Source organism: Vibrio sp. 1078-1 (genome assembly GCF_033340475.1).
Map to the genome: position 1 here is coordinate 498373 of NZ_JAWOWM010000004.1, position 22044 is coordinate 520416.

19 protein-coding genes are annotated in these 22044 nt (G+C 45.4%); 10 read left to right on the forward strand and 9 right to left on the reverse strand.

Going from position 1 to position 22044, the window contains the following annotated elements; translation table 11 throughout:
• The first annotated feature begins 30 nt into the window (after window positions 1-30).
• The 4 genes from ileS to ispH all read left to right on the forward strand — a co-directional run bounded on the left by ileS (window position 31) and on the right by ispH (window position 5004).
• The gene (ileS, locus tag R7190_RS12165) at window positions 31-2859 is read left to right on the forward strand and encodes an isoleucine--tRNA ligase (RefSeq protein WP_017821497.1); all 2829 of its coding nucleotides are present in this window, start codon (window positions 31-33) and stop codon (window positions 2857-2859) included.
• Between the two features lie 73 nt (window positions 2860-2932).
• Window positions 2933-3439, forward strand: a complete 507-nt coding sequence (gene lspA / locus R7190_RS12170) for a signal peptidase II (RefSeq protein WP_005381924.1) — start codon at window positions 2933-2935, stop codon at window positions 3437-3439.
• A 144-nt stretch (window positions 3440-3583) separates the two neighbouring features.
• Window positions 3584-4015: an FKBP-type peptidyl-prolyl cis-trans isomerase gene (fkpB, locus tag R7190_RS12175; protein WP_005381922.1), complete on the forward strand. Its 432-nt coding sequence runs from the start codon at window positions 3584-3586 to the stop codon at window positions 4013-4015.
• A 23-nt stretch (window positions 4016-4038) separates the two neighbouring features.
• Window positions 4039-5004, forward strand: a complete 966-nt coding sequence (gene ispH, locus R7190_RS12180) for a 4-hydroxy-3-methylbut-2-enyl diphosphate reductase (protein WP_005381920.1) — start codon at window positions 4039-4041, stop codon at window positions 5002-5004.
• 46 nt (window positions 5005-5050) lie between these two features.
• On the opposite strand, the gene R7190_RS12185 is transcribed toward ispH, so the two are convergent.
• The 4 genes from R7190_RS12185 to R7190_RS12200 form a co-directional block, all read right to left on the reverse strand.
• On the reverse strand, window positions 5051-5524 hold the full coding sequence (locus tag R7190_RS12185; RefSeq protein ID WP_017636163.1) for a low molecular weight phosphatase family protein: 474 nt from the start codon (window positions 5522-5524) through the stop codon (window positions 5051-5053).
• Window positions 5525-5595: 71 nt separating this feature from the next.
• Entirely contained in the window at window positions 5596-6324 is a 729-nt protein-coding gene (gene btsR / locus R7190_RS12190) for a two-component system response regulator BtsR (RefSeq protein ID WP_005381917.1), read from the reverse strand.
• Between the two features lie 31 nt (window positions 6325-6355).
• A complete protein-coding gene (locus R7190_RS12195; RefSeq protein ID WP_005381915.1) occupies window positions 6356-8026 on the reverse strand; it encodes a sensor histidine kinase in 1671 nt (556 codons plus the stop codon).
• Between the two features lie 193 nt (window positions 8027-8219).
• Window positions 8220-9704, reverse strand: a complete 1485-nt coding sequence (locus tag R7190_RS12200) for a carbon starvation protein A (RefSeq protein WP_005381914.1) — start codon at window positions 9702-9704, stop codon at window positions 8220-8222.
• A gap of 280 nt (window positions 9705-9984) precedes the next feature.
• On the opposite strand from R7190_RS12200, the gene R7190_RS12205 reads away from it, so the two are divergent.
• Together R7190_RS12205 and R7190_RS12210 are read left to right on the forward strand one after the other, a co-directional pair.
• Window positions 9985-10326, forward strand: coding sequence for a DUF2799 domain-containing protein (locus tag R7190_RS12205; protein WP_005381912.1), 342 nt, complete (start codon window positions 9985-9987; stop codon window positions 10324-10326).
• 113 nt (window positions 10327-10439) lie between these two features.
• Window positions 10440-10712 (forward strand): hypothetical protein, encoded by a 273-nt coding sequence (locus R7190_RS12210; protein ID WP_053350226.1) that lies wholly within the window; start codon window positions 10440-10442, stop codon window positions 10710-10712.
• 51 nt (window positions 10713-10763) lie between these two features.
• Here R7190_RS12210 and murQ read toward each other — a convergent pair whose 3' ends face one another.
• Complete coding sequence (gene murQ, locus R7190_RS12215; RefSeq protein WP_025768437.1) at window positions 10764-11693, reverse strand: N-acetylmuramic acid 6-phosphate etherase; 930 nt, start codon at window positions 11691-11693, stop codon at window positions 10764-10766.
• A gap of 36 nt (window positions 11694-11729) precedes the next feature.
• On the reverse strand, window positions 11730-12842 hold the full coding sequence (locus tag R7190_RS12220) for an anhydro-N-acetylmuramic acid kinase (RefSeq protein ID WP_186584459.1): 1113 nt from the start codon (window positions 12840-12842) through the stop codon (window positions 11730-11732).
• Window positions 12843-12941: 99 nt separating this feature from the next.
• Here R7190_RS12220 and nagZ point away from each other — a divergent pair, with 99 nt between their 5' ends.
• From nagZ to tyrA, 3 genes are all read left to right on the forward strand, one after another.
• Window positions 12942-13925, forward strand: coding sequence for a beta-N-acetylhexosaminidase (nagZ, locus tag R7190_RS12225; RefSeq protein ID WP_064369000.1), 984 nt, complete (start codon window positions 12942-12944; stop codon window positions 13923-13925).
• A 206-nt stretch (window positions 13926-14131) separates the two neighbouring features.
• Window positions 14132-15208 (forward strand): 3-deoxy-7-phosphoheptulonate synthase, encoded by a 1077-nt coding sequence (locus R7190_RS12230; RefSeq protein WP_005381904.1) that lies wholly within the window; start codon window positions 14132-14134, stop codon window positions 15206-15208.
• Between the two features lie 21 nt (window positions 15209-15229).
• A complete protein-coding gene (gene tyrA, locus R7190_RS12235) occupies window positions 15230-16357 on the forward strand; it encodes a bifunctional chorismate mutase/prephenate dehydrogenase (protein ID WP_005381901.1) in 1128 nt (375 codons plus the stop codon).
• A gap of 77 nt (window positions 16358-16434) precedes the next feature.
• Here the strand turns inward: tyrA and R7190_RS12240 are convergent, their stop codons facing one another.
• The 3 genes from R7190_RS12240 to ettA form a co-directional block, all read right to left on the reverse strand.
• Window positions 16435-17436, reverse strand: a complete 1002-nt coding sequence (locus R7190_RS12240) for a M23 family metallopeptidase (RefSeq protein WP_186584458.1) — start codon at window positions 17434-17436, stop codon at window positions 16435-16437.
• Window positions 17437-17475: 39 nt separating this feature from the next.
• Window positions 17476-17835, reverse strand: coding sequence for a PilZ domain-containing protein (locus R7190_RS12245; protein ID WP_031781006.1), 360 nt, complete (start codon window positions 17833-17835; stop codon window positions 17476-17478).
• A 230-nt stretch (window positions 17836-18065) separates the two neighbouring features.
• Window positions 18066-19733, reverse strand: a complete 1668-nt coding sequence (gene ettA, locus R7190_RS12250) for an energy-dependent translational throttle protein EttA (RefSeq protein WP_005381894.1) — start codon at window positions 19731-19733, stop codon at window positions 18066-18068.
• Between the two features lie 364 nt (window positions 19734-20097).
• Between ettA and sltY the strand changes: the two genes are divergently transcribed.
• Window positions 20098-22044, forward strand: coding sequence for a murein transglycosylase (gene sltY / locus R7190_RS12255; RefSeq protein WP_031779075.1), 1947 nt, complete (start codon window positions 20098-20100; stop codon window positions 22042-22044).

Genomic DNA, 22044 nt, shown 5'->3' on the forward strand with positions numbered 1-22044 from the left:
TTTCGCCCAATATAACGGAATTAAGAATCGATGAGTGAGTATAAAGATACCCTGAACTTACCTGAAACAGGGTTTCCAATGCGCGGCAACCTGGCCAATCGTGAGCCAGAAATGCTTAAGCGTTGGTACAAAGAAGATCTTTACGGTGAAATCCGTAAAGCTAAGAAAGGCAAAAAGTCATTCGTATTGCACGATGGCCCTCCTTACGCAAATGGTGACATTCATATTGGTCACGCACTAAACAAGATTCTTAAAGACATTATTATTAAATCCAAAACACTTTCAGGTTTTGACGCACCTTACATCCCAGGCTGGGACTGCCACGGTCTACCAATCGAATTAATGGTAGAGAAGAAAGTAGGTAAGCCAGGCCAAAAAGTGACAGCAGCGGAATTCCGCGAGAAATGTCGTGAATACGCAGCAGGTCAGGTTGAAGGTCAGAAAGAGAGCTTCAAACGCCTTGGTATCATGGGTGAGTGGGACAAGCCATACCGCACTATGGATTTCGCAACTGAAGCGAACATTATTCGTGCTCTTGGTAAGATCGCAAGCAATGGTCACCTGCTAAAAGGTTTCAAACCTGTTCACTGGTGTACAGACTGTGGTTCTGCTCTTGCTGAAGCGGAAGTAGAATACAAAGATAAAGTATCGCCATCTATCGACGTTCGTTTTAAAGCGGCTGACGAAGCGGCACTGCTATCTAAATTTGAACTGACAGAAGGTCATGAAGGTCACGGTGACGTATCTATCGTTATCTGGACAACAACACCTTGGACACTGCCTGCAAACCGCGCAGTATGTCTACGTGATGATCTAGAGTACGTGCTTATCCAAACAGAAGGCGACAACGCTGAGCGTATCATCGTTGCTGCTGAGCTAGCGAAAGACGTAATGGACCGTGCGGGTATCGAGCACTTCCACAACCTTGGCTTTGCTAAAGGTGCGGACCTAGAGCTTTCTCAATTCCAACACCCATTCTACGATTTCACTGTACCGGCGATCCTTGGTGATCACGTTACGACTGATTCAGGTACTGGTGTTGTTCACACTGCTCCTGGTCACGGTCAAGAAGACTTCGCGGTTGGTAACAAGTACAACCTAGAAGTAGCAAACCCAGTTGGCTCAAACGGTGTTTACCTACCAGATACAGAGCTATTTGCTGGTCAGCACGTATTTAAAGCGAACGATGCAGTAGTAGAAGTACTAAAAGAAAAAGGTGCACTACTACACCACCACGCTTACGAGCACAGCTACCCACACTGTTGGCGTCATAAGACCCCAATCATCTTCCGTGCTACACCTCAATGGTTCGTTTCTATGGACCAAGCTGGCCTACGTGCTAAAGCATTAGAGTCAATCAAGAATGTAGAGTGGATGCCTGAGTGGGGTCAAAGCCGCATCGAAGGTATGATCGAAGGTCGCCCTGAGTGGTGTATCTCTCGTCAACGTACTTGGGGTGTGCCAATTGCTCTGTTTGTTCATAAAGAAACAGCAGAACTTCATCCAAACACGCTAGAGCTGATCGAGAAAGTCGCTAAGCTGGTTGAAGAGAAAGGCATCCAAGCATGGTGGGATGTAGATGCCGCTGAACTACTAGGTGCTGACGCTGACCAATACGAAAAAGTGCTAGATACGCTAGACGTATGGTTCGATTCAGGTGTCACTCACTTCTCTGTTGTTGATGCTCGTGAAGAGTACAACGGCAACAGTGCAGACCTATACCTAGAAGGTTCTGACCAACACCGCGGTTGGTTCCAATCTTCTTTAATTTCATCTATTGCGATGAAAGACGAAGCACCTTACAAACAAGTACTGACACACGGTTTCGTGGTTGACGGTCAGGGTCGTAAGATGTCTAAATCTATCGGTAACGTGGTTGCGCCAAAAGACGTAACCAACAAGCTAGGTGCTGACATTCTTCGTCTATGGGTTGCTTCTACAGACTACACTGGTGAAGTTGCGGTTTCTGATGAAATCCTAAAACGCAGCGCAGATGCGTACCGTCGTATCCGTAACACAGCGCGTTTCTTCCTAGCTAACTTGAGCGGCTTCAACCCTGAAACAGACATCGTTCCTGTTGAAGAGATGGTTGCGCTAGATCGCTGGGCGGTTGGTCGTGCACTAGCAGCACAAGAAGAGATTGTTAAAGCATACGAAGAGTACAACACACACGGTGTAACTCAGCGTCTAATGCAATTCTGTTCAATCGAAATGGGCTCTTTCTACTTAGACGTAATTAAAGACCGTCAGTACACAGCAAAACGTGGCGGCAACGCTCAACGTAGCTGTCAGACTGCACTTTACTACATCGTAGAAGCGCTAGTTCGTTGGATGGCGCCAATCATGTCGTTCACTGCAGATGAAATCTGGAACGAAATGCCAGGTCAACGCGACAAGTTCGTATTCACTGGTGAGTGGTTCGACGGTCTATTCGGTCTTGCTGAAGGTGAAGAGCTGAACAACGAATTCTGGTCTGAGATCCAAGCGGTTCGTGGTGCGGTAAACAAACTTCTAGAAGATGCGCGTAAAGAGAAAACCATTGGTGGTGCACTACAAGCTGAAGTGACTCTATTTGCTGATGACGCACTAGCGGCGAAGATCAACAAACTTGAAGATGAACTGCGCTTTGTTCTACTAACCTCTGCGGCGAAAGTTAAGCCTCTAGGTGAGAAGACGGATGCAGCACAAGCGACGGATATCGAAGGCTTGTTTGTAGAAGTAGCAGCAGCTGAAGGCGAGAAGTGTGACCGTTGTTGGCACCACACGCCAGACGTAGGCACAATTGAAGGTCACGAGAAGATCTGTGGTCGTTGTGTGTCTAACGTAGACGGCGAAGGTGAAGTACGTAAATTCGCGTAATTGCCTAGAACGACTGAACTTTTTTTAAAATTAACAGCCCCAGTATTTACTGGGGCTGTTTGTAGGTAAAGTAATGAGTGAAAAAGCACTGACGTTAAAGCAATCTGGAGTTCGCTGGCTGTGGTTAGCAATTCTGGTATTTATTGCAGATATTGGCATCAAATTGGTGGTGATGGACAACATGGGCTACGGATGGGCAAACCGAATTGAGGTGTTGCCATTCTTCAACCTACTTTACGTTCATAACTACGGTGCCGCTTTCAGCTTCTTGAGCGATCAAGCTGGTTGGCAGCGTTGGTTATTTACAGGTATCGCGTTTGTTGTGACGGGTCTTTTGACCTACTGGATGAGCAAGCTTCCAGCAAAAGAAAAATGGAACAACATTGCTTATGCACTGATTATTGGTGGTGCAGTGGGCAACGTGTTTGACCGCGTCGTTCATGGCTTTGTTGTTGATTACCTAGACTTCTTCTGGGGTAACTACCACTGGCCAGCATTCAACCTTGCTGACATGGCGATCTGTATTGGTGCGGCAATGATTATTCTGGATGGCTTCCGTAAAAAAGACGCTAACAAGTAACCTTTTGCGATATATCGAATAACCCTAAGCGTCGTCCGTTGATTCGAGCGACGCTTTTTATTATGTTGGAGCGCCAATCAGCATATCAATGTATAAAAAGACCAAGCTGACAGCGTAATAACCCAAGAACAAGGAAGCATTAACGTGACAACAATAACCAATGAATCGGTAGTAACCCTTCACTTTACGATTAAAATGAAAGACGGATCGGTTGCAGATAGTACTCATAACATGGGTAAACCAGCGAAGTTTGTTATGGGTGATGGCAGCTTGAGTGAAAACTTTGAGCAATGCTTGATCGGCCTCGAAACAGGCGCACAAAAAGCGATTGAGCTAAAGGCAGAAGACGCGTTTGGTATGCCAAACCCTGATCATATTCATTATATGGATCGCACTAAATTTGTAGGTGATGCAGAAGTGGAAGTTGGTACAATCATGGCCTTCAGTGGCCCTGATGGCATGGAAATCCCGGGCATTATTACAGAGATTGCAGGCGATTCAGTCACTGTGGACTTCAACCATCCTCTAGCGGGACAAGACGTGACTTTCGAAGTTGAAATTTTGTCAGTAGAATAGCGAACCCAATAAAGATAATTTCCATGAGCAATGAAATGAAAATCCTGTTAGCTAACCCACGTGGTTTCTGTGCTGGTGTTGACCGCGCGATTAGCATCGTAGAGCGTGCGCTAGAGATGTATCAGCCACCTATCTATGTTCGACATGAAGTGGTGCATAACCGTTTTGTGGTTGAAGGTCTAAAACAGCGTGGTGCTATCTTCGTTGAAGAGCTGCATGAAGTGCCAGACAACAACATTGTGATTTTTTCTGCTCATGGTGTATCGCAGGCGGTTCGTCAGGAAGCCAAGCAGCGTGATTTGACCGTATTTGACGCAACGTGTCCTTTAGTAACCAAAGTGCATATGGAAGTGGCGCGTGCGAGCCGTCGTAATATGGAAGTGGTTCTGATTGGTCACGCAGGTCACCCTGAAGTCGAAGGTACGATGGGGCAATACGCCAGTGAAACCGGTGGTATGTACTTGGTTGAAACTCCAGCCGATGTTGAGAAACTGAAGGCGATTGTGAAAGATCCATCCGATCTTCATTACGTAAGCCAAACGACGCTTTCTGTCGATGAAACTGCCGATGTTATCGAAGAGCTACGCCGCGTGTTCCCAGATATCCAAGGTCCACGTAAAGACGATATCTGTTATGCGACACAAAACCGCCAAGATGCCGTACGTGAATTAGCTGGTGACGTAGATGTGATGGTTGTGGTGGGTTCTAAAAACTCATCAAACTCTACACGTCTTAAAGAGCTAGCTGAAAAGCTAGGGACACCTGGCTACTTAACCGACTGTCCGGAAGATATCAAACCTGAGTGGTTCGAAGGCAAAACAAAGGTCGGCGTGACTGCGGGAGCATCTGCTCCGGAAGAGCTCGTTAATCAGATTCTAGAGCGAATCAAAGAACTCGTCGGTGCCGAAGCGGTTGATGAAGTACTTGGCCGTGAAGAGAATATGTTCTTTGAAGTACCTAAAGAACTGCAAATCAAGCAAGTGGATTAGTCTCCATTTATCGAATATTCAAAAGGCGACCTGTGGGTCGCCTTTTTTACATCTCTCTTAACTCATTTAGGTAATCACGAATTTGGTCTTTTCCTAAACCATCGATAATCATATCAGACATCTTCGTGATTCTTCGCTCAAGCGATTGAGCAACCTTTTCGCAATGTGCGTACATGTCTTCATCAGAACCATCGGTCGGAAAAGCATCAACTTGCCAGTTTACTCGAACACCACCTGCAAGCCACTGAGGAGCGGTTTCTTGATGTAAAGAATCACAGAGAATAATAACGATGTCGGGAAGAAACTGAGTTCGCTCCTCCCATGAATGCGTGTGGATATGCGGAATGGGGAGTTGGTGGTCATCTAAATATTTTTGCACCACTGGGTGCACCTTGCCTGTGGGATGTGAGCCTCCACTGGTGACACTAAAATCTGCTGGCAGGATATTGGTTGCGATTGACTCCGCGAGGACGCTTCGTCCAGCGTTGTGCTTACATATGAATAAAACTTTATACATCATCGCCTCGTCTTTTCAGAGCGTCCTATTTATACGCTAGCGGAAACTTAGCGATGATGTGTGAAGTTTTTGTGTTAGTGGCTAATGCCGAGCATCTCTTTGAGCACCTTTAAGTAGCGGCGGCTTACTGGTATCTCAAAGCCTGTTTTGGTGATGATTTCCGCTAACCCATTTTCCAGTAACTTGATTTCGCTAATCGCTTTAATACTGACTAAGTATTGACGATGGCAGCGGACTAGAGGGGTTTTCTCTTCCAACGTTTTTAATGTCAGTTGGGTGCTCGCGGTTTGGCTGGTGGAGCGTACATGCACGCCGCTGATATCACTGTAAGCACATTCCACCGTGTCGGTGGCCATGATAACGATGCGGTTGTGTCCGATGCACGGTATCTGATCCAACGTGTCAGGTGTAATAGCAGACAGTTGTTGCGTTAGGGCGGATTGGCTAATGACTTTGTTTAGTCGTTTGACCGTTTTAGTTAACCTGCATGGGTCGACAGGTTTGAGCAAGTAATCAAAGGCATTGTCTTCAAATGCTTGAATCGCATACTGATCATAAGCCGTGACAAAAACCACATAAGGCATGGTTTCTGGATCAAGCATCCCAAGTAGTTCAATCCCCGTGACTTGAGGCATTTGGATATCGAGAAACACCACATCAGGCTTAAGTTCATTGATTTTTTTTAGGCCAAGGATTGCGTTTGAGGCATCGCCCACGACCTCAACTTGGCCTGTTTCATCCAGTAACTCTGCTAGCTCTTCACGAGCAAACTGTTCATCATCAATGACGAGTGCGGTTAACATCCAACATTACCTTTATTGCTTCAGCGTGCTTTTATGATTTTGGGGGAATGATAAAGCTCATTTTAGTAAATTGATGTGGCTCGCACGTAATTTTTAGCGCTGCATCACGTCCAAATTGATTAGTGAGACGTTTGTCGACAATTTCTAAACCTAGCCCTGAGTGGTTTTCTTTTGGCGGTTCAAAACTGCCTGCGTTGTCTTCGACGGTAATCAAGTGACCTTGTGGGTGTGCTTCGCTGTATATATGAACTTTACCACCTTCAAGCATGTTTGAAATGCCATGCTTAATGGCATTCTCAACCAAAGGCTGGAGTGTAAAGCTTGGTAATTTGATGTCCAGCAATTCAGGTTGAATATCGATTTCAACCTCTAAGCGGTCCGTAAAACGCGCTTTTTCGATGCTCAAGTACGAGTTCACATGTGCAAGCTCTTCCTTTAGCGTCACGGTATTAATGTTCTGCTTTAAATTGCTGCGGAAGAAGTGCGATAAATTTTGGATTAGCTCGCGCGCTTTGTCAGGGTCACGACGAGTAATCGCACTAATAGTATTGAGTGCATTAAACAAAAAGTGTGGATTCACCTGAGCGTGAAGCAATTTTATTTCTGCTTGGGCGAGTAAGGCTTGTTGTTGTTGGTAATCGCCATAAAGGATTTGGCTAGATAGAAGCTGGGCTATTCCTTCCGCCATCGACATGTTGGCCGTCGAGAACAATTTACGCTTCGGTTCATACAGCTTTATGGTACCAATGACCTCTTTCCCTGCACGCAGTGGGATGATCAGCGCAGATCCGAGCTTGCAATCTTTTGCAATGGAGCATTGGTATGGACGCTCCGCACCATCAAGATAAATGATGTCGTTTTTCTCCATGGAGTCTAATGTGCTTTGCGATGAAATCGGCGTGTTCGGTTTATGGTGATCATCGCCAATGCCCACAAACGCCAAGATCTTTTCTTGGTCAGTAATCGCGACAGCGCCCACTTTGGTTTCTTCGTAAATAATACGTGCGATTTTCTCTGCGTTTTCGGTGTTGAAGCCGTTGCTTAGAATTCCCACTGAGCGATCAGCAATGGTGAGCGCTCGACGCGAAAACGTCGCAGAAAACTTTTCAAAGATTGCTTTTCTGTCTTGCAGGATACTCATGAACAACGCTGCACCAAATGAGTTCGCGATGATCATAGGCGCTGCAATAGCGGACACCAGTTCATAGGCTTGATCAAAAGGTTTCGCGACGGCGAGCAGCAAAATCATTTGCACCACTTCTGCAACAAACGTGACGCTGAATACGACGCTTGGATTAAACAGCAATGCGCCTTTATTTCGCTTGATAAGGTAAACGTGGAGCAAGCCACCAATTACGCCCTCGGCGGTGGTTGAAATTGCGCAGGCTAGGTCAGTAAAGCCACCAAGAGAGTATCGATGGATGCCACCAGTAAATCCGACGGCGAAACCTACAACAGGTCCACCAAACAGCCCGCCCATAACTGCGCCGATCGCACGAGTATTGGCAATAGCATCGTTGATGTGCAGACCGAAATAGGTGCCGAGAATACAAAAGCCAGAGAAGAGTACGTAACAAATTAGGCGGTGGCTTAAGCGCGAAGAAATACTCAGCAAAGGTAAGATGATTGGCGTTTTACTTAGCATGTAAGCCAAAACTAAGTACACACACATCTGTTGTAAAAGGGAGATGACCAGTTCCATAGTGAACCTAACCTAGAATCAATGTTGTTATTGTATACCTAAGTAACCTCAAGATGCTTGGCTCAGATAGATAAGAACAGCTAAGTAAATGATGCTGCGCTGTGCTTTCTGAACCTTAAAGTGACTTGGGTATAAAACAAAAAGAGCCTGCAATTGGCAGGCTCCTATCTTAGTCACTCAGATGTGACGAGTATTACGCTGTTTCTGATACGGCTTGTGGTTTCTCTTCGTCAGCCAGTTCAGTTTCACCTTTACCCTTAGAGGTTTTGATAACGTAACCTGTCACAGCTAGGGCAAACACAATACCTACGATAGTTGATAGTTGCATTGGCAGACCAAAACCTAGCGAGCTGTTGTTTAAGATGAACGTGACACATACCGTGGTCATGAAGATAGCTGGGATAGTGGTAATCCAGTGCAGCTTGTTGTGACGCAGTAGGTAAGCGGACGCAGTCCAAAGCATCATTACCGCTGTTGTTTGGTTTGCAAAACCGAAGTAGCGCCAGATAATGCCGAAGTCTACTTGAGTTAAGATACCGCCGATAACGAACAGTGGAAGTGCCATCAGTAGACGGTTACGTAGCGTTTTTTGTTCCATGTTGAAGTATTCAGCAAGGATCAAGCGGCTTGAACGGAACGCTGTATCGCCAGACGTAATTGGTAGGATAACCACACCCAGGAACGCAAGGATACCACCGAACACACCTAGCAGACCAAATGATGCGCTGTATACCACGTTACCAGGGCCACCGTTTTTCACAGCTTCTGATAGAGCGTCTAGAGAGCCGAAGAAAGACAGAGCGATAGCACACCAAATTAGCGCGATAACACCTTCACCAATCATTGCACCGTAGAATACGAAGCGACCGTTTTTCTCATTTTCCATACAACGCGCCATCAGTGGAGACTGAGTTGCGTGGAAGCCAGAGATAGCACCACATGCAATAGTGATGAACAATGCAGGCCATAACGGCATGTCATTTGGGTTGAGGTTAGAGAACATGTCCGAAACTTGGAAGTCACCCATTACTGTGTGTTCGCTAGAGAAAGCAACGGCTGTCATTAGGCCAACAGACATAAAGATAAGTAGGGCGCCAAACAGTGGGTAGAAACGACCAATGATTTTATCGACAGGAACAATCGTCGCAATGATGTAGTAAGCAAAGATAGCAATAACCATCGTTGTCATGCTTACACTCAAGCTTGTTTGATCATTGATGAGGTTAGTAATCATGCCAGCAGGGGCTGAAACGAACACTACGCCAACTAGAAGCAATAGGACAATGGCAAAAATATTCATAAAGTGTTTTGCGCCATTACCTAGGTAGCGACCTGTAATGGTAGGTACAGATGCACCGCCGTTACGCACTGAAAGCATGCCTGAGAAGTAATCGTGTACTGCACCAGCAAAAATACAACCGACTACAATCCAAAGCATCGCCGCAGGACCGTATAGTGCCCCCATGATCGGGCCAAAAATTGGACCCACACCTGCGATGTTTAGTAGTTGAACTAGGTAAACTTTCTTTGTTGACATTGGAACGAAGTCAACACCGTCCGATTTGGTGTGAGCTGGCGTTTGGCGTTTTTCATTGATGCCGAAAATCTTCTCGACGAAAGCGCCGTAGATGAAATATCCGCCGATTAGGGCTGCGACACAGGTTAGAAACCACATCATAGCAATTGTCCTTGGTCTTAGTTGGGTAGGGTAATTTTTTAATCTCAGGATGCATGTTATGCGTCACTTGTGTTAAATGCATTCGGTTAGTAGATGAGTGGTCGAATAGAGCACTGAGTGGTCGATATGCTGCTTGAGCGGTTTTTAAAAATGGCGAAAGGTTGATGACAGTCTTGAGTGGCTGATTTGAGTCATCAGTGGTTAAATCTGCAAGCTCAGCGGCAAGCGCCAATAATTAGTGGTAAGCTTATTTTTGAAAACAACTACTTAAGGAAGAACCATGAAAAAGGTAACGGTAGGTCTGGCACTGGCTTTACTTGCAGGATGCACAGCAACGACAGCAGATCTTGCCAAGTCGGGAGATTGGCATCAGATCGGATATCAAGATGGCATAACCGGACACACATCGCGCACGATGAGCGAGCTTCGTGAGTTGGGTAGTGTTAAGCAAAGTGACTACGACCAAGGTTATTTAGAAGGTTTACGTGAGTACTGTAATCCTGCTTTTGCGTATCAAATGGGGTTATCTGGTCAGTATTACGAAGGGGTTTGTGAAGGTACTGAGCAAGCGCAAAAATTCCGCATGGAATGGCAACGTGGTTGGAATGAATACTCAAATTAATAGTCAATAAAGCCGTTGTTACACTGTCTGCATCACATAAATGTGGCAAAATCTTCCTTATTAAACTATGTTCATACTGCTTGATAGTGAGCACAGAAAAAAGGAATCACATTATGTCAACGCAAATGGCTGGTGGCTGGAGTCCATTTCATGAACTCACAGCAGATAATAAAGAAGTATTTGCTAAAGGTATCGAGGGGTTTGTCGGTGTCAAATACTCCCCTTTGGTTGTGGCTACTCAAGTCGTAGCCGGACAAAACTATGCGTTTTTCTGTAATGCAGAAGTTGTCTACCCTGGAGCACAACCATACCCAGCAATGGTTCATATGTTCAGTGACCTTGAAGGTAAAGTCGGTATTACTCACATTGAACGATTGAACTACTAAATTAAGCCATAAAAGGCGCCTGACTTTTAAATAAGTGAGGCGCTTTATTGATTAAGATTGATTAGCTTGCTCGATCACGACTTTTCTTAAATATCCTTGCTTGGCGTTCAGTTGCTCAGTTGCGCTTTCTTTATCCAGCCCGGTTAAAATCATCAAAATCGCTAACTTGGCGTCGTAGTCCGTTTCTTTGAGCGCCGTTTTAGCCTCTTGGTTAGTACAATCTGTTGCTTGCATAACAATACGAGCCGCTCTCGCAACTAGCTTTGCATTCGTCGCTTTCACATCTACCATTAAGTTCTGATAACTTTTGCCCAGGCGAATCATGCTTGCGGTAGTGAGCATGTTCAGTACGAGTTTTTGTGCTGTCCCTGATTTTAAGCGAGTGGATCCCGTTAACGCTTCAGGTCCAACAACGGGGCTAATCGCAATATCAGCAATATCTGCAATCGGAGAGTCAGGGTTACAAGATAGTGCTACAGTGGTGGCACCAAGCTCGTTCGCATACTCTAAGCCACCAATCACGTAAGGTGTTCGTCCACTTGCCGCAATACCAACGACGACATCGCGTTGTGTTAGCGTATTCTCTTTAAGATCTTGCTCGCCCAATGCTGGGTCGTCCTCCGCCCCTTCTTTTGCACGGAACATTGCCTCTTTTCCACCGGCAATAATACCAACGACCATCTCTGGGTCTGTGCCAAAAGTTGGTGGGCATTCTGAAGCGTCCAAAACGCCAAGTCGACCACTGGTACCCGCACCGATGTAAAACAACCGACCTCCGACCTTAAATGCTTCCGTGATCTTATCAACGGCTTCAGCGATCTCAGGCAATACTTTTTCAACGGCAAGAGGAACGAGTTTGTCCTGTTGGTTGATGCGTTGAACAATATCGAGAGAAGGCAGCAAGTCGATGTCCATGGTGTCTGGATTTCGCCCTTCAGATACCAGATGGGATAAAGCTGCGATAAGTGCATCGTTCGTCATAATGAATTAAGCCTTTTTGTTTAGGATCTATTGCCCTTAATTTTTTGAATAGAGTACACCCAGTGAAGCGAGACGACTTGCCCCCGTAACTTCCGGTAAGTTGCTAGGGAGGCCGTGAATATGACGCTGCGCAAGCCAAGCAAACGCCATTGCCTCCATGTAATCGCCATCAACACCTTTTTCTGCCGTTGTCGCAACGCTCCATTGTGGCAATAACTTGGCCAGTCGTTGCATCAAAAGCGGGTTTCTTGCTCCACCGCCACAGACCAATAGTTGAGGTGTGATGCCATGAGAAAACTTGTCGACTTCGTTGGCAATGGTAATTGCAGAATACTCGCAAAGTGTACGTTGTACGTCTTCGATTGGTAAATTGTGATGGGCCAGTTGTAGATGCAGCCAGTCAATATTGAACAGTTCTCGCCCGGTACTTTTAGGGGCAGGCATGGCGAGGTAAGCTTCTTTGAGTAATTGAGTCAACAAAGTAGCGTTTACCGTTCCTTTAAGTGCAAATTGTGCATCTTCGTCGAAGCTTTGCCCAGTATGCAGCGCACACCATGCGTCCATCAACATATTGCCCGGGCCTGTGTCATAGCCAATGACTGGTTGTTCTGGATGCAGTACCGAGATATTGGCAATGCCTCCAATGTTAAGCACCACAGTTGTGGAATCCTGCATCGCAAAAATGCTTTTATGGAAAGCAGGGACGAGTGGGGCACCTTGTCCACCTAGCGCCATGTCTTTACGACGAAAATCCGCTACCGTATCAATGCCTGTCTTGACCGCGATAATGTTTGCATCGCCCAATTGAGTGGTAAACGGCAAGTTTCCGGTAGGCTGATGGAACACTGTTTGACCGTGATTACCAATCGCACGAATTTGATCTGCGACGTAATCAGACTTATTGAGCAGCTGTAACACAGCATCTGCAAATAGGTGGCCGAGCTGATGGTCAAGTTCACCTATGGCTTTTAAATTTGTTGCTTGACCGGTACAAACAGATAACAGCATGTCTTTTAGTGCTGCGGGCATTGGGTAGTCGTCGTGCGCAATCAGACGAACGTGCTCATCGCTTATTTCAACTAGAGCGGTATCAACACCATCCATACTCGTTCCAGACATCACACCAATGTACAGTTCGTTAAATTTCATAGCCGATCTCGTCAATTCTTCATTCACTTATTGTAAAGCAAACCTGAAGCGAATAACCTCATCGAATACGAGATATTCAGCCGATTTTGAGGAGAAAACATGGGACCGTTATGGGTTGACGTTGCGGGGTATGAACTGACCGCTGAAGACAAAGAAATCTTGGAGCATCCTACGGTTGGTGGCTTAATTCTATTTGCTCGCAACTATCATGATAGCGAACAGCTTCAAGCACTTACTCAATCCATCCGAAAGGCGGCTAAGCGCCCGTTTTTGATCGGTGTGGATCAAGAAGGCGGCCGAGTGCAGCGCTTTCGTGAAGGTTTCTCATTAATTCCTGCTGCTGATGAGTACGCTAAACATCAAAATGGTGAAGAGCTTGCTCGTATGGGCGGTTGGTTAATGGCAGCAGAGCTGATTGCCCATGATATTGATTTAAGCTTTGCCCCGGTACTTGACCAAGGCCATCAATGTAAAGCGATCGGTAACCGTGCATTCGGTGAAGATGCCGATACCATTCTTCGCTATAGCACTGCTTATATGCAAGGAATGAAGAGTGTTGGCATGGCAACGACAGGCAAACACTTCCCTGGACATGGTGGCGTGATTGCAGACTCACATCTAGAAACACCATACGACGAGCGCAGTGATATTTTTGAACAAGATATGGCGATCTTCAAAGCGCAAATTGATGCCGGTATTTTAGATGCCATGATGCCTGCTCACGTGATTTTCCCACATTATGATGCTCAACCAGCCAGCGGTTCTGAATACTGGTTAAAACAGGTTCTGCGTCAGCAATTGGGTTTTAAAGGTTTGGTTTTTTCGGATGACTTGACCATGGAAGGCGCTGCGATTATGGGCAGCCCAGCCGAGCGAGGTGCTCAAGCATTGAGAGCTGGCTGCGATATGTTGTTAATGTGTAATAAACGAGAAGCGCACGTTGAAGTATTAGACAACTTACCGGTTTCAACCGTGCCACTCGCGGATGCATTACTGAAAAAACAGTCATTTTCTCCAAGCGAACTTAAGCTATCTCAAGAGTGGAAAGCGGCGAGTGAAGCGATGAAACGCTTGACTAGCTAAACCTCTTGTAAAAGATTCAAAACGGCGATGAGAAGCCAAAGTTAATTATGCTTTGGCTTTTTATTTAGTGTAAACTTTAGTTTACACTAAATGTTTTTTATTATGTACGCTTGTTTTTCTTTTTTAGCCTGTTATCTTGTCGTTAAAGCTTAGTTGTCTCACCAAGGGTTTGGTTGGGTGTAAAAATAAATATACAGGTTAGAGTTATGCAGAAAAGTGAGTTGAGTAATATTAATATTATCGAAGAACAGGTTCTTATTACTCCGGAGGAACTAAAAACCAAGCTTCCTTTGAGTGAAAAAGCACGTCGCTTTATTCAAGAGTCTCGTCAAACTATCGCTAATATTATTCACAAGAAGGATCACCGCCTGCTTGTTGTATGCGGTCCATGTTCTATCCACGACGTAGAAGCGGCGAAGGATTACGCAAAGCGCCTTAAAGCACTCTCTGAACAACTAAGTGACCAACTGTATATTGTTATGCGTGTTTACTTTGAGAAGCCGCGCACCACGGTCGGCTGGAAAGGCCTGATCAATGACCCACACCTAGACGGCAGTTTCGATATTGAACACGGTCTGCATGTTGGACGCGAACTTCTGGTGGAGCTGGCAGAGATGGAAATCCCGCTCGCGACTGAGGCTCTAGACCCAATTAGCCCACAATACTTGGCGGATACTTTTAGCTGGGCAGCCATCGGTGCTCGTACGACGGAGTCACAAACTCACCGTGAAATGGCAAGCGGCCTGTCTATGCCAATCGGTTTTAAGAATGGCACGGATGGCAGTTTGGCAACCGCAATTAACGCGATGCAAGCTGCGTCCTCTAGCCACCGTTTTATGGGAATTAATCGTGAGGGACAAGTCGCACTATTAACCACCCAGGGCAATGCTAATGGACATGTGATCTTACGTGGCGGCAAGCAAACTAACTACGATTCGGTATCCGTCACTGAGTGTGAGCAGGAGATGGCGAAATCTGGTCTTGATGCTTCATTAATGGTGGATTGCAGTCACGCCAACTCACGTAAAGATTACCGTCGCCAGCCATTAGTCGCGGAGGATGTGATTCATCAAATCCGTGAAGGCAATAAATCTATTATCGGTCTTATGATTGAAAGCCATATCAATGAAGGAAATCAATCTTCTGACTTAGCTCTTGAAGAGATGAAATACGGTGTATCTATCACTGACGCATGTATCAATTGGGATTCAACTGAGGCACTATTACGTCATGCACATGAAGAGCTAGTGCCTTTCTTAGAAAATCGTCTAAAGGCTAATTAATACAGGATTTAAGGAACATCAATGGCAGTTGAACTTAACGCATTACGCGATCAGATTGATGCAGTCGACAAGCAAATGTTGGAGCTATTGGCTCAGCGTTTAGCGCTCGTAGAGAAAGTTGGGGAAGTAAAAAGCGAACATGGTTTGCCAATTTATGCTCCAGACCGCGAAGCGGCGATGTTAGCTTCTCGTCGCGCTGAAGCTGAAAAAATGGGAATTCCTCCACAGCTTATTGAAGATATTCTGCGTCGAACAATGCGTGAGTCTTATGCCAGCGAGAAAGATTCCGGTTTTAAGTGTTTGAACCCTGATTTACGCTCAGTTGTTATTATTGGTGGTAATGGTCAATTGGGTGGCCTGTTTGGGCGTATGTTTAAATTGTCGGGCTACCAGGTCAAAGTTCTCGGTAGTAAAGACTGGGATCATGCGGATGAGATTCTAGACAACGCGGGTTTAGTCGTGGTCACGGTGCCGATTCATCTAACGGAAGGGGTGATCGAAAAACTGGGGAACTTGCCGCAAGACTGCATTCTGTGTGACCTGACTTCTATCAAGTCGAAGCCTCTGCAAGCAATGTTGAATGTGCACCAAGGTCCTGTAGTTGGTTTACACCCAATGTTTGGCCCAGATGTTCCGAGCCTTGCCAAGCAGGTTATTGTGTACTGTGATGGTCGTGGTCACGAGCATTACCAATGGCTATTGCAACAGTTTGGAATTTGGGGCGCAAGCTTGTGCCAAATCGATGCACAAGAGCACGATCATGGCATGACGTTGATTCAGGCGTTGCGCCACTTCACGTCGTTTGCTTACGGTATGCACCTAAGCAAAGAGAACCCGAACATCGATCAGTTGTTGAAGTTAAGCTCGCCAATCTACCGCCTTGAATTGGCGATGGTGGGACGACTGTTTGGTCAGGATCCGAACTTGTACGGTGATATCATTTTCTCTTCTCAAGAGAATATCGATATGATCAAGCGATTCCATCAGCGTTTAGGTGATGCGGTAGCGATTCTGGATAGCAGAGACAAAGCGCGATTCATCGAAAGCTTTAAGCAGGTGAGTGATTGGTTTGGTACTTATTCTCAACAATTTATGAATGAGAGCCAAAACTTACTCAAACAGGCGAATGATAATATTCATCGCGGCTAATCACGGGTCATTTAGCCGTGCAGAGTCCGAAACAAAAAGAGCAGCGTAAGCTGCTCTTTTTCGTGTTGATGGACAAATCAGTTCGTCGCAGTATTACTCGTATCTTCACTTGATACTGTGTTGATACTGGTATCGCGATAGGGTGAATTGGTTAAATTGACTTGCAGGCGTACAACGTTATCAATCAATTGAACCAAAGGTCCCCATTTCACTTTTTTCTCTTTTTCAAAGACGTCATTGAAGTTTTCTGGCGTCCACTCCATTAAGTATTGAGGGTTGAGTGCTCGTCCGAGGAAGCGTACTTCATAGTGCAAGTGTGGCCCTGTGGAGTTGCCAGAGTTACCGCATTGAGCAATGATGTCGCCTTTACTAACAAACTGACCGCTTTTCACTTTGAAGCGTTGTAGATGAGCAAAGGAGCTCATAAAGCCAAATGAGTGACGAATGGTGACATAGTTACCATAACCACGATTGCTCGGGCGAACGGTTTCCACCACACCGTCAGCCGGTGCCAGGATCTCTTCTCCTCTTTTACAAGTCAGATCGATACCAGTATGAACATGCCTCTTACCTGAAATCGGATTAATACGACTGCCGTAAGAAGAAGAAATACGTTGGTATGTGACTGGGCTGTCATTTGGTATCAAACGGAACATCGTCGCTCGAACAGCAGAATCGATAGCGGCTGCGTCAATTCGCTCCTCTAACCCCATGCTGTTCTCATCGATCATCAACTCTTCGTCTGCGAGACCTAAAACCGATTCAACGTCGAATACCCGTTTGCCCAATAGCTGAATTTGATTGTTTTTGTCCGTCAAAGACTGGGAAAGCGAATGATTGGTATCAAGCTGTTCTTCGTAAAGAGCCGTCACTTCGGCCTTTTCACTTTCCAGTTTGGCGATGATTTGTGTTAGTTCGTCTTTATTGTGCATCTGCTGCTGATTAAGGTACCACGCGCCACCAACGACGGCGGGTAATGCCAATACTGAAGCAAATACTGCTAGGACCGAACTGCAGCCCAAATAGAACTGCTGATCGCCGTCTTTCGTCGGGATCTGCATGATGATTTTTTTAGACATAGTTATTGTTACTTAAATAGGCGTTCATTTATTTTTCTCCTAAAAACCAGAGAGGTGCTCTAACTCTCGATTCAGAAGGTCGTTATTGCCTACATTCAATTCTATAAATCGTTTTAGTTGGCTAATGCTTTCGATGTCTACCTTAGCGATCTTCAACCTAATCTCACACTTAGAGACATTCACAATTTGCGCTTTTAACGTAATCACTTGTTCGGATTGATCAAATGAAAAAGTCACATGGACTGGAAGGGTTGGATCCAAAGCCTCAGTCTCTTCCACTTTCATGAGTAAACCATGTAAGGAAAGATCTTGAATCCTAGCTTCAATTGCCAAGTCACGTTGTTCTATCTTAGCTGGAGCTTGATGGAGAATACGTGAAAAGCGTCGTCTCTCTGTCATATGAATATTCTCGTCAGGTCGTCAAACAGAATTGAATAGTATATCAATACGAACAAAAAATGTTCGATTGTTGTTTGAAAAGTGTCGAGGTCGCTACAGAGTGACGTAAGTGCTATGTCATGTTCTTAACGAACGAGACGGGCTAATGAGCTCTTTTTATAACAAAGAAAACAAAGGCCGCTATGATAGCGGCCTTTGTACAAATTACAATCAAACTTTGTGGGTTGCGATTACTTCGCAATACGCTTGTATTTGATACGGTGTGGTTCTGCGGCTTCAGGACCCAATGTTTTCTTCAACCAATCCATGTACTCTGTGTAGTTACCTTCGTAGAAGTTAACTTGGCCTTCGTCACGGTAGTCAATGATGTGGGTTGCGATACGGTCAAGGAACCAACGGTCGTGCGAGATAACCATTGCACAACCAGGGAACTCTAGTAATGCTTCTTCTAGAGCACGCAGTGTTTCAACGTCAAGGTCGTTGGTTGGTTCGTCGAGTAGCAACACGTTACCGCCCGCTTTAAGCAGCTTCGCAAGGTGGACACGGTTACGCTCACCACCCGATAGTTCACCAATAATCTTTTGTTGGTCACTGCCTTTAAAGTTAAAGCGTGAACAGTATGCGCGAGCTGGGATTTCGAAGTTGTTGATCTTAATGATATCAGCACCTTCAGAGATCTCTTGGAATACGGTTTTAGAATCGTCCATGCTGTCACGGAACTGATCGACCGATGCCAGTTTTACTGTATCGCCCATCTCAATTGTGCCCGAGTCTGGTTGTTCAGTACCACTTAACATCTTGAATAGCGTCGATTTACCTGCGCCGTTCGCACCGATGATACCAACAATCGCACCTTTAGGGATGCTGAATGACAGGTCATCAATCAGAACACGACCGTCAAATGACTTGGTCAGGTTCTTCACTTCAATAACCTTATCACCTAGACGCTCACCTGGTGGGATAAACAGTTCATTGGTTTCATTACGTTTTTGGTGATCAGAGCTTTGCAGTTCTTCAAAGCGAGCCATACGTGCTTTTGACTTCGCTTGACGACCTTTAGGGTTTTTACGTACCCACTCAAGCTCTTTCTCGATAGTCTTTTGGCGAGCACTCTCTTGGGAGGCTTCTTGTTGTAGACGAGCGTCTTTTTGCTCCAGCCATGAGGTGTAGTTGCCTTCCCAAGGGATACCTTCACCACGGTCCAGTTCTAAGATCCAGCCCGCAGCGTTATCTAGGAAGTAACGGTCGTGGGTGATGGCCACTACGGTACCTGTGTAATCCACTAAGAAGCGCTCTAGCCAAGCAACTGATTCTGCATCTAGGTGGTTGGTAGGTTCATCAAGCAATAGCATGTCTGGCTTAGAAAGTAGCAAGCGACAAATAGCCACACGGCGGCGTTCACCACCTGATAGGTGCGCAATTTTTTGGTCCCATTCAGGTAAACGTAGTGCGTTTGCTGCACGCTCAAGCGCATTTTCTAGGTTGTGACCATCTTTCGCTTGGATAAGGGCTTCTAGCTCGCCTTGCTCTTTTGCAAGTGCGTCGAAGTCTGCATCTGGTTCAGCGTATGCTGCGTAGACTGCGTCCAAACGTTTCAGAGCGTCAGCAACGTCAGCAACCGCTTCTTCAACAACTTCACGAACGGTTTTTGATTCGTCTAATACTGGTTCCTGAGGTAGGTAACCTACGTTTAGACCAGGTTGTGGACGCGCTTCACCGTCGATATCCGTGTCGATACCTGCCATGATACGTAGCAGTGTGGATTTACCTGCACCGTTCAGACCTAAAACACCGATTTTCGCACCAGGGAAGAAGCTCAGAGAGATGTCTTTAAGAATTTGACGCTTAGGTGGCACAATTTTGCTCACCCGCGACATGGTATATACGTATTCAGCCATTGCCGATCGTTCCTAAATTAACTGTCATTCAAACCCATCATTTTATACCAAGTGCTTTGTTTTTGTTACCGCATTGCAAGAATTTCCCTAACGAATGGATTTCTTATTTTGAGCTGACCGGAAACTTACACGGTTAGGGTATACACTTTTGTTATTCGTTAAGAATGACGAAGTGTTTTCTATGCGAGTTAGAAACGCTTTGTCTCCATCGTCTTAAAAGTTTGACGAGTACAATTTTTAATACACTAAGTTGCTTTACATGGACATCTGCATTCTGTGTAAATAGATGCATGTGTGAAAATTGCCTTAACATCACATGAACTCTAACAAAACTAGGCTTTAGGGCAGTATATGTCTGGGGAAAATGACACAAATGAGATTCAACGTATCTGAATTGGCTAAAAACGTATGCTGCGCCGCCGCGTTGTGTGCTATGAGTTTGAGTGCTAATGCCGCGCTGAGTTTGGAAAAGCAGCGCGAAGTATATGAGCAAGCTCAAGATTTATTAGATAAAAATGACATCGATGGATACCTTTCGATTCGTCCTAAAATTTCTGACTATCCACTAACGCCTTATGTGGATTACCGCACTTTTATTAGACAGTTACCGGAAAAGTCACCACAACAGGTAAACGAGTTTATTTCTGAGCACGAGTCTTTTCCATTTTCTCGTCGAGTTCGCGCTCCATACCTCAATCATCTTTATAAGCAAAAAGATTGGAAAACCATTACTGAGTTTCAAAAAGTCATTCCTAGTGGTGAGCGTTACCAATGTATTTTCTACGTCGCTCAGTTAAAGCAAGGCAAGAAAGTCGCGGCGTTTAAAGGGGCTGAACATATGTGGTTACGTGGCATCAGCATTGCTGATGAGTGTGACCCATTATTTGCAGCATGGGACAAGGCGGGTGAGCGTACCGATGAACTGATTCTACAGCGTATGTTACTGGCGTTTGATGCTCGTAATGGCGGTTTGATGAGTTACTTGCTCAAACTGCCTAAATCAGCGCAGGCAAAGCAACAAGCCAAAGAAATGAAAGCGTTGTTTGATAATCCTGCAAGTGTTGCGGAATTCGCGAAGAAAAAACCTGCGAATGATTTTAATCGAGCGCAAAGTGAATATGCGTTAGAAAAGTTGGCTCGTATGAACACTAGCCAAGCACAAGGTGCGTACGATGCCGTCATTAAAGGACAGAAGTTTTCTCCAGAAAAAGCGCAAGAACTTGCCGACTATATTGCATTTCGATTGACTCGTACGGAGTCTGAGTCATTAGCTAAATGGCGCGATGATAAAACGAAAACCAGTCAGTACTTACCGTTGATTGAAACGCGCATCCGCTTAGCGATTCAAAATGCAGATTGGAAAGGCGTACAAGAGTGGATTGCTGTTCTAAATAAAGAAGAACAAGCCACGCTACGCTGGCAATATTGGCTTGGAAGAAGTGAAATAGCGTTAGGTGATGACATCGCGGGGAAACAGCGTTTAGCAACTCTGCTTGGGCAACGAAACTTCTACAGTGTGGCTGCCGCCAATGCAATCGGACAATCAATCAAATACCCAACGCATACGGTTAAGTTGGATAAGAAAGTTGTTCAACCCTATCAAGACTCGTTAGCTCGTATCGAAGAGTTGATCGCGACGGATAAAATCGCAGCAGCGAAGAGTGAATGGGCACACTTACTGCGCCGCGTAGGAAAAGATGAAAAGGCGATGTTGGCGGCTTATGCATCATTTAAACGTTGGCATCACCTAACGGTGACCGCGAGTATTCAAGCGCAGATGTGGGATAATATCGAACTTAGGTTCCCAATAGCACACCGCTGGTGGTTTAACTTTTATGCGAAAAAGCACAACATTGATCCCGTCACGATGATGTCTCTCGCTCGACAGGAAAGTGCGTTAGATGTTGAAGCCCGCTCTCCAGTTGGCGCTCGTGGTCTTATGCAGATCATGCCTGCGACGGCGAAGTACACGGCACGTAAATATAAGTTGAGTTATCAAGGTACGCAGGATCTCTACAATGTAGGAAAAAATATCGAAATTGGTAGCCATTATTTGCAAGGTTTATTAGAGGATTACGATAATAATCGTATTTTTGCTCTTGCTGCTTATAATGCAGGTCCTAACAGAGTAAAAACGTGGCGAGAGCGTACCCAAGGAAAAGTGGATGCTTATGCCTTTATTGAGGCAATTCCATTTAAAGAGACGCGCGGTTATGTACAAAACATCTTGATGTTTGAAACATACTATCGTGATCTTTTGGGTATCGATGGCGCGTTCTTGAATCAACATGAGATCAATACCAAGTATTGA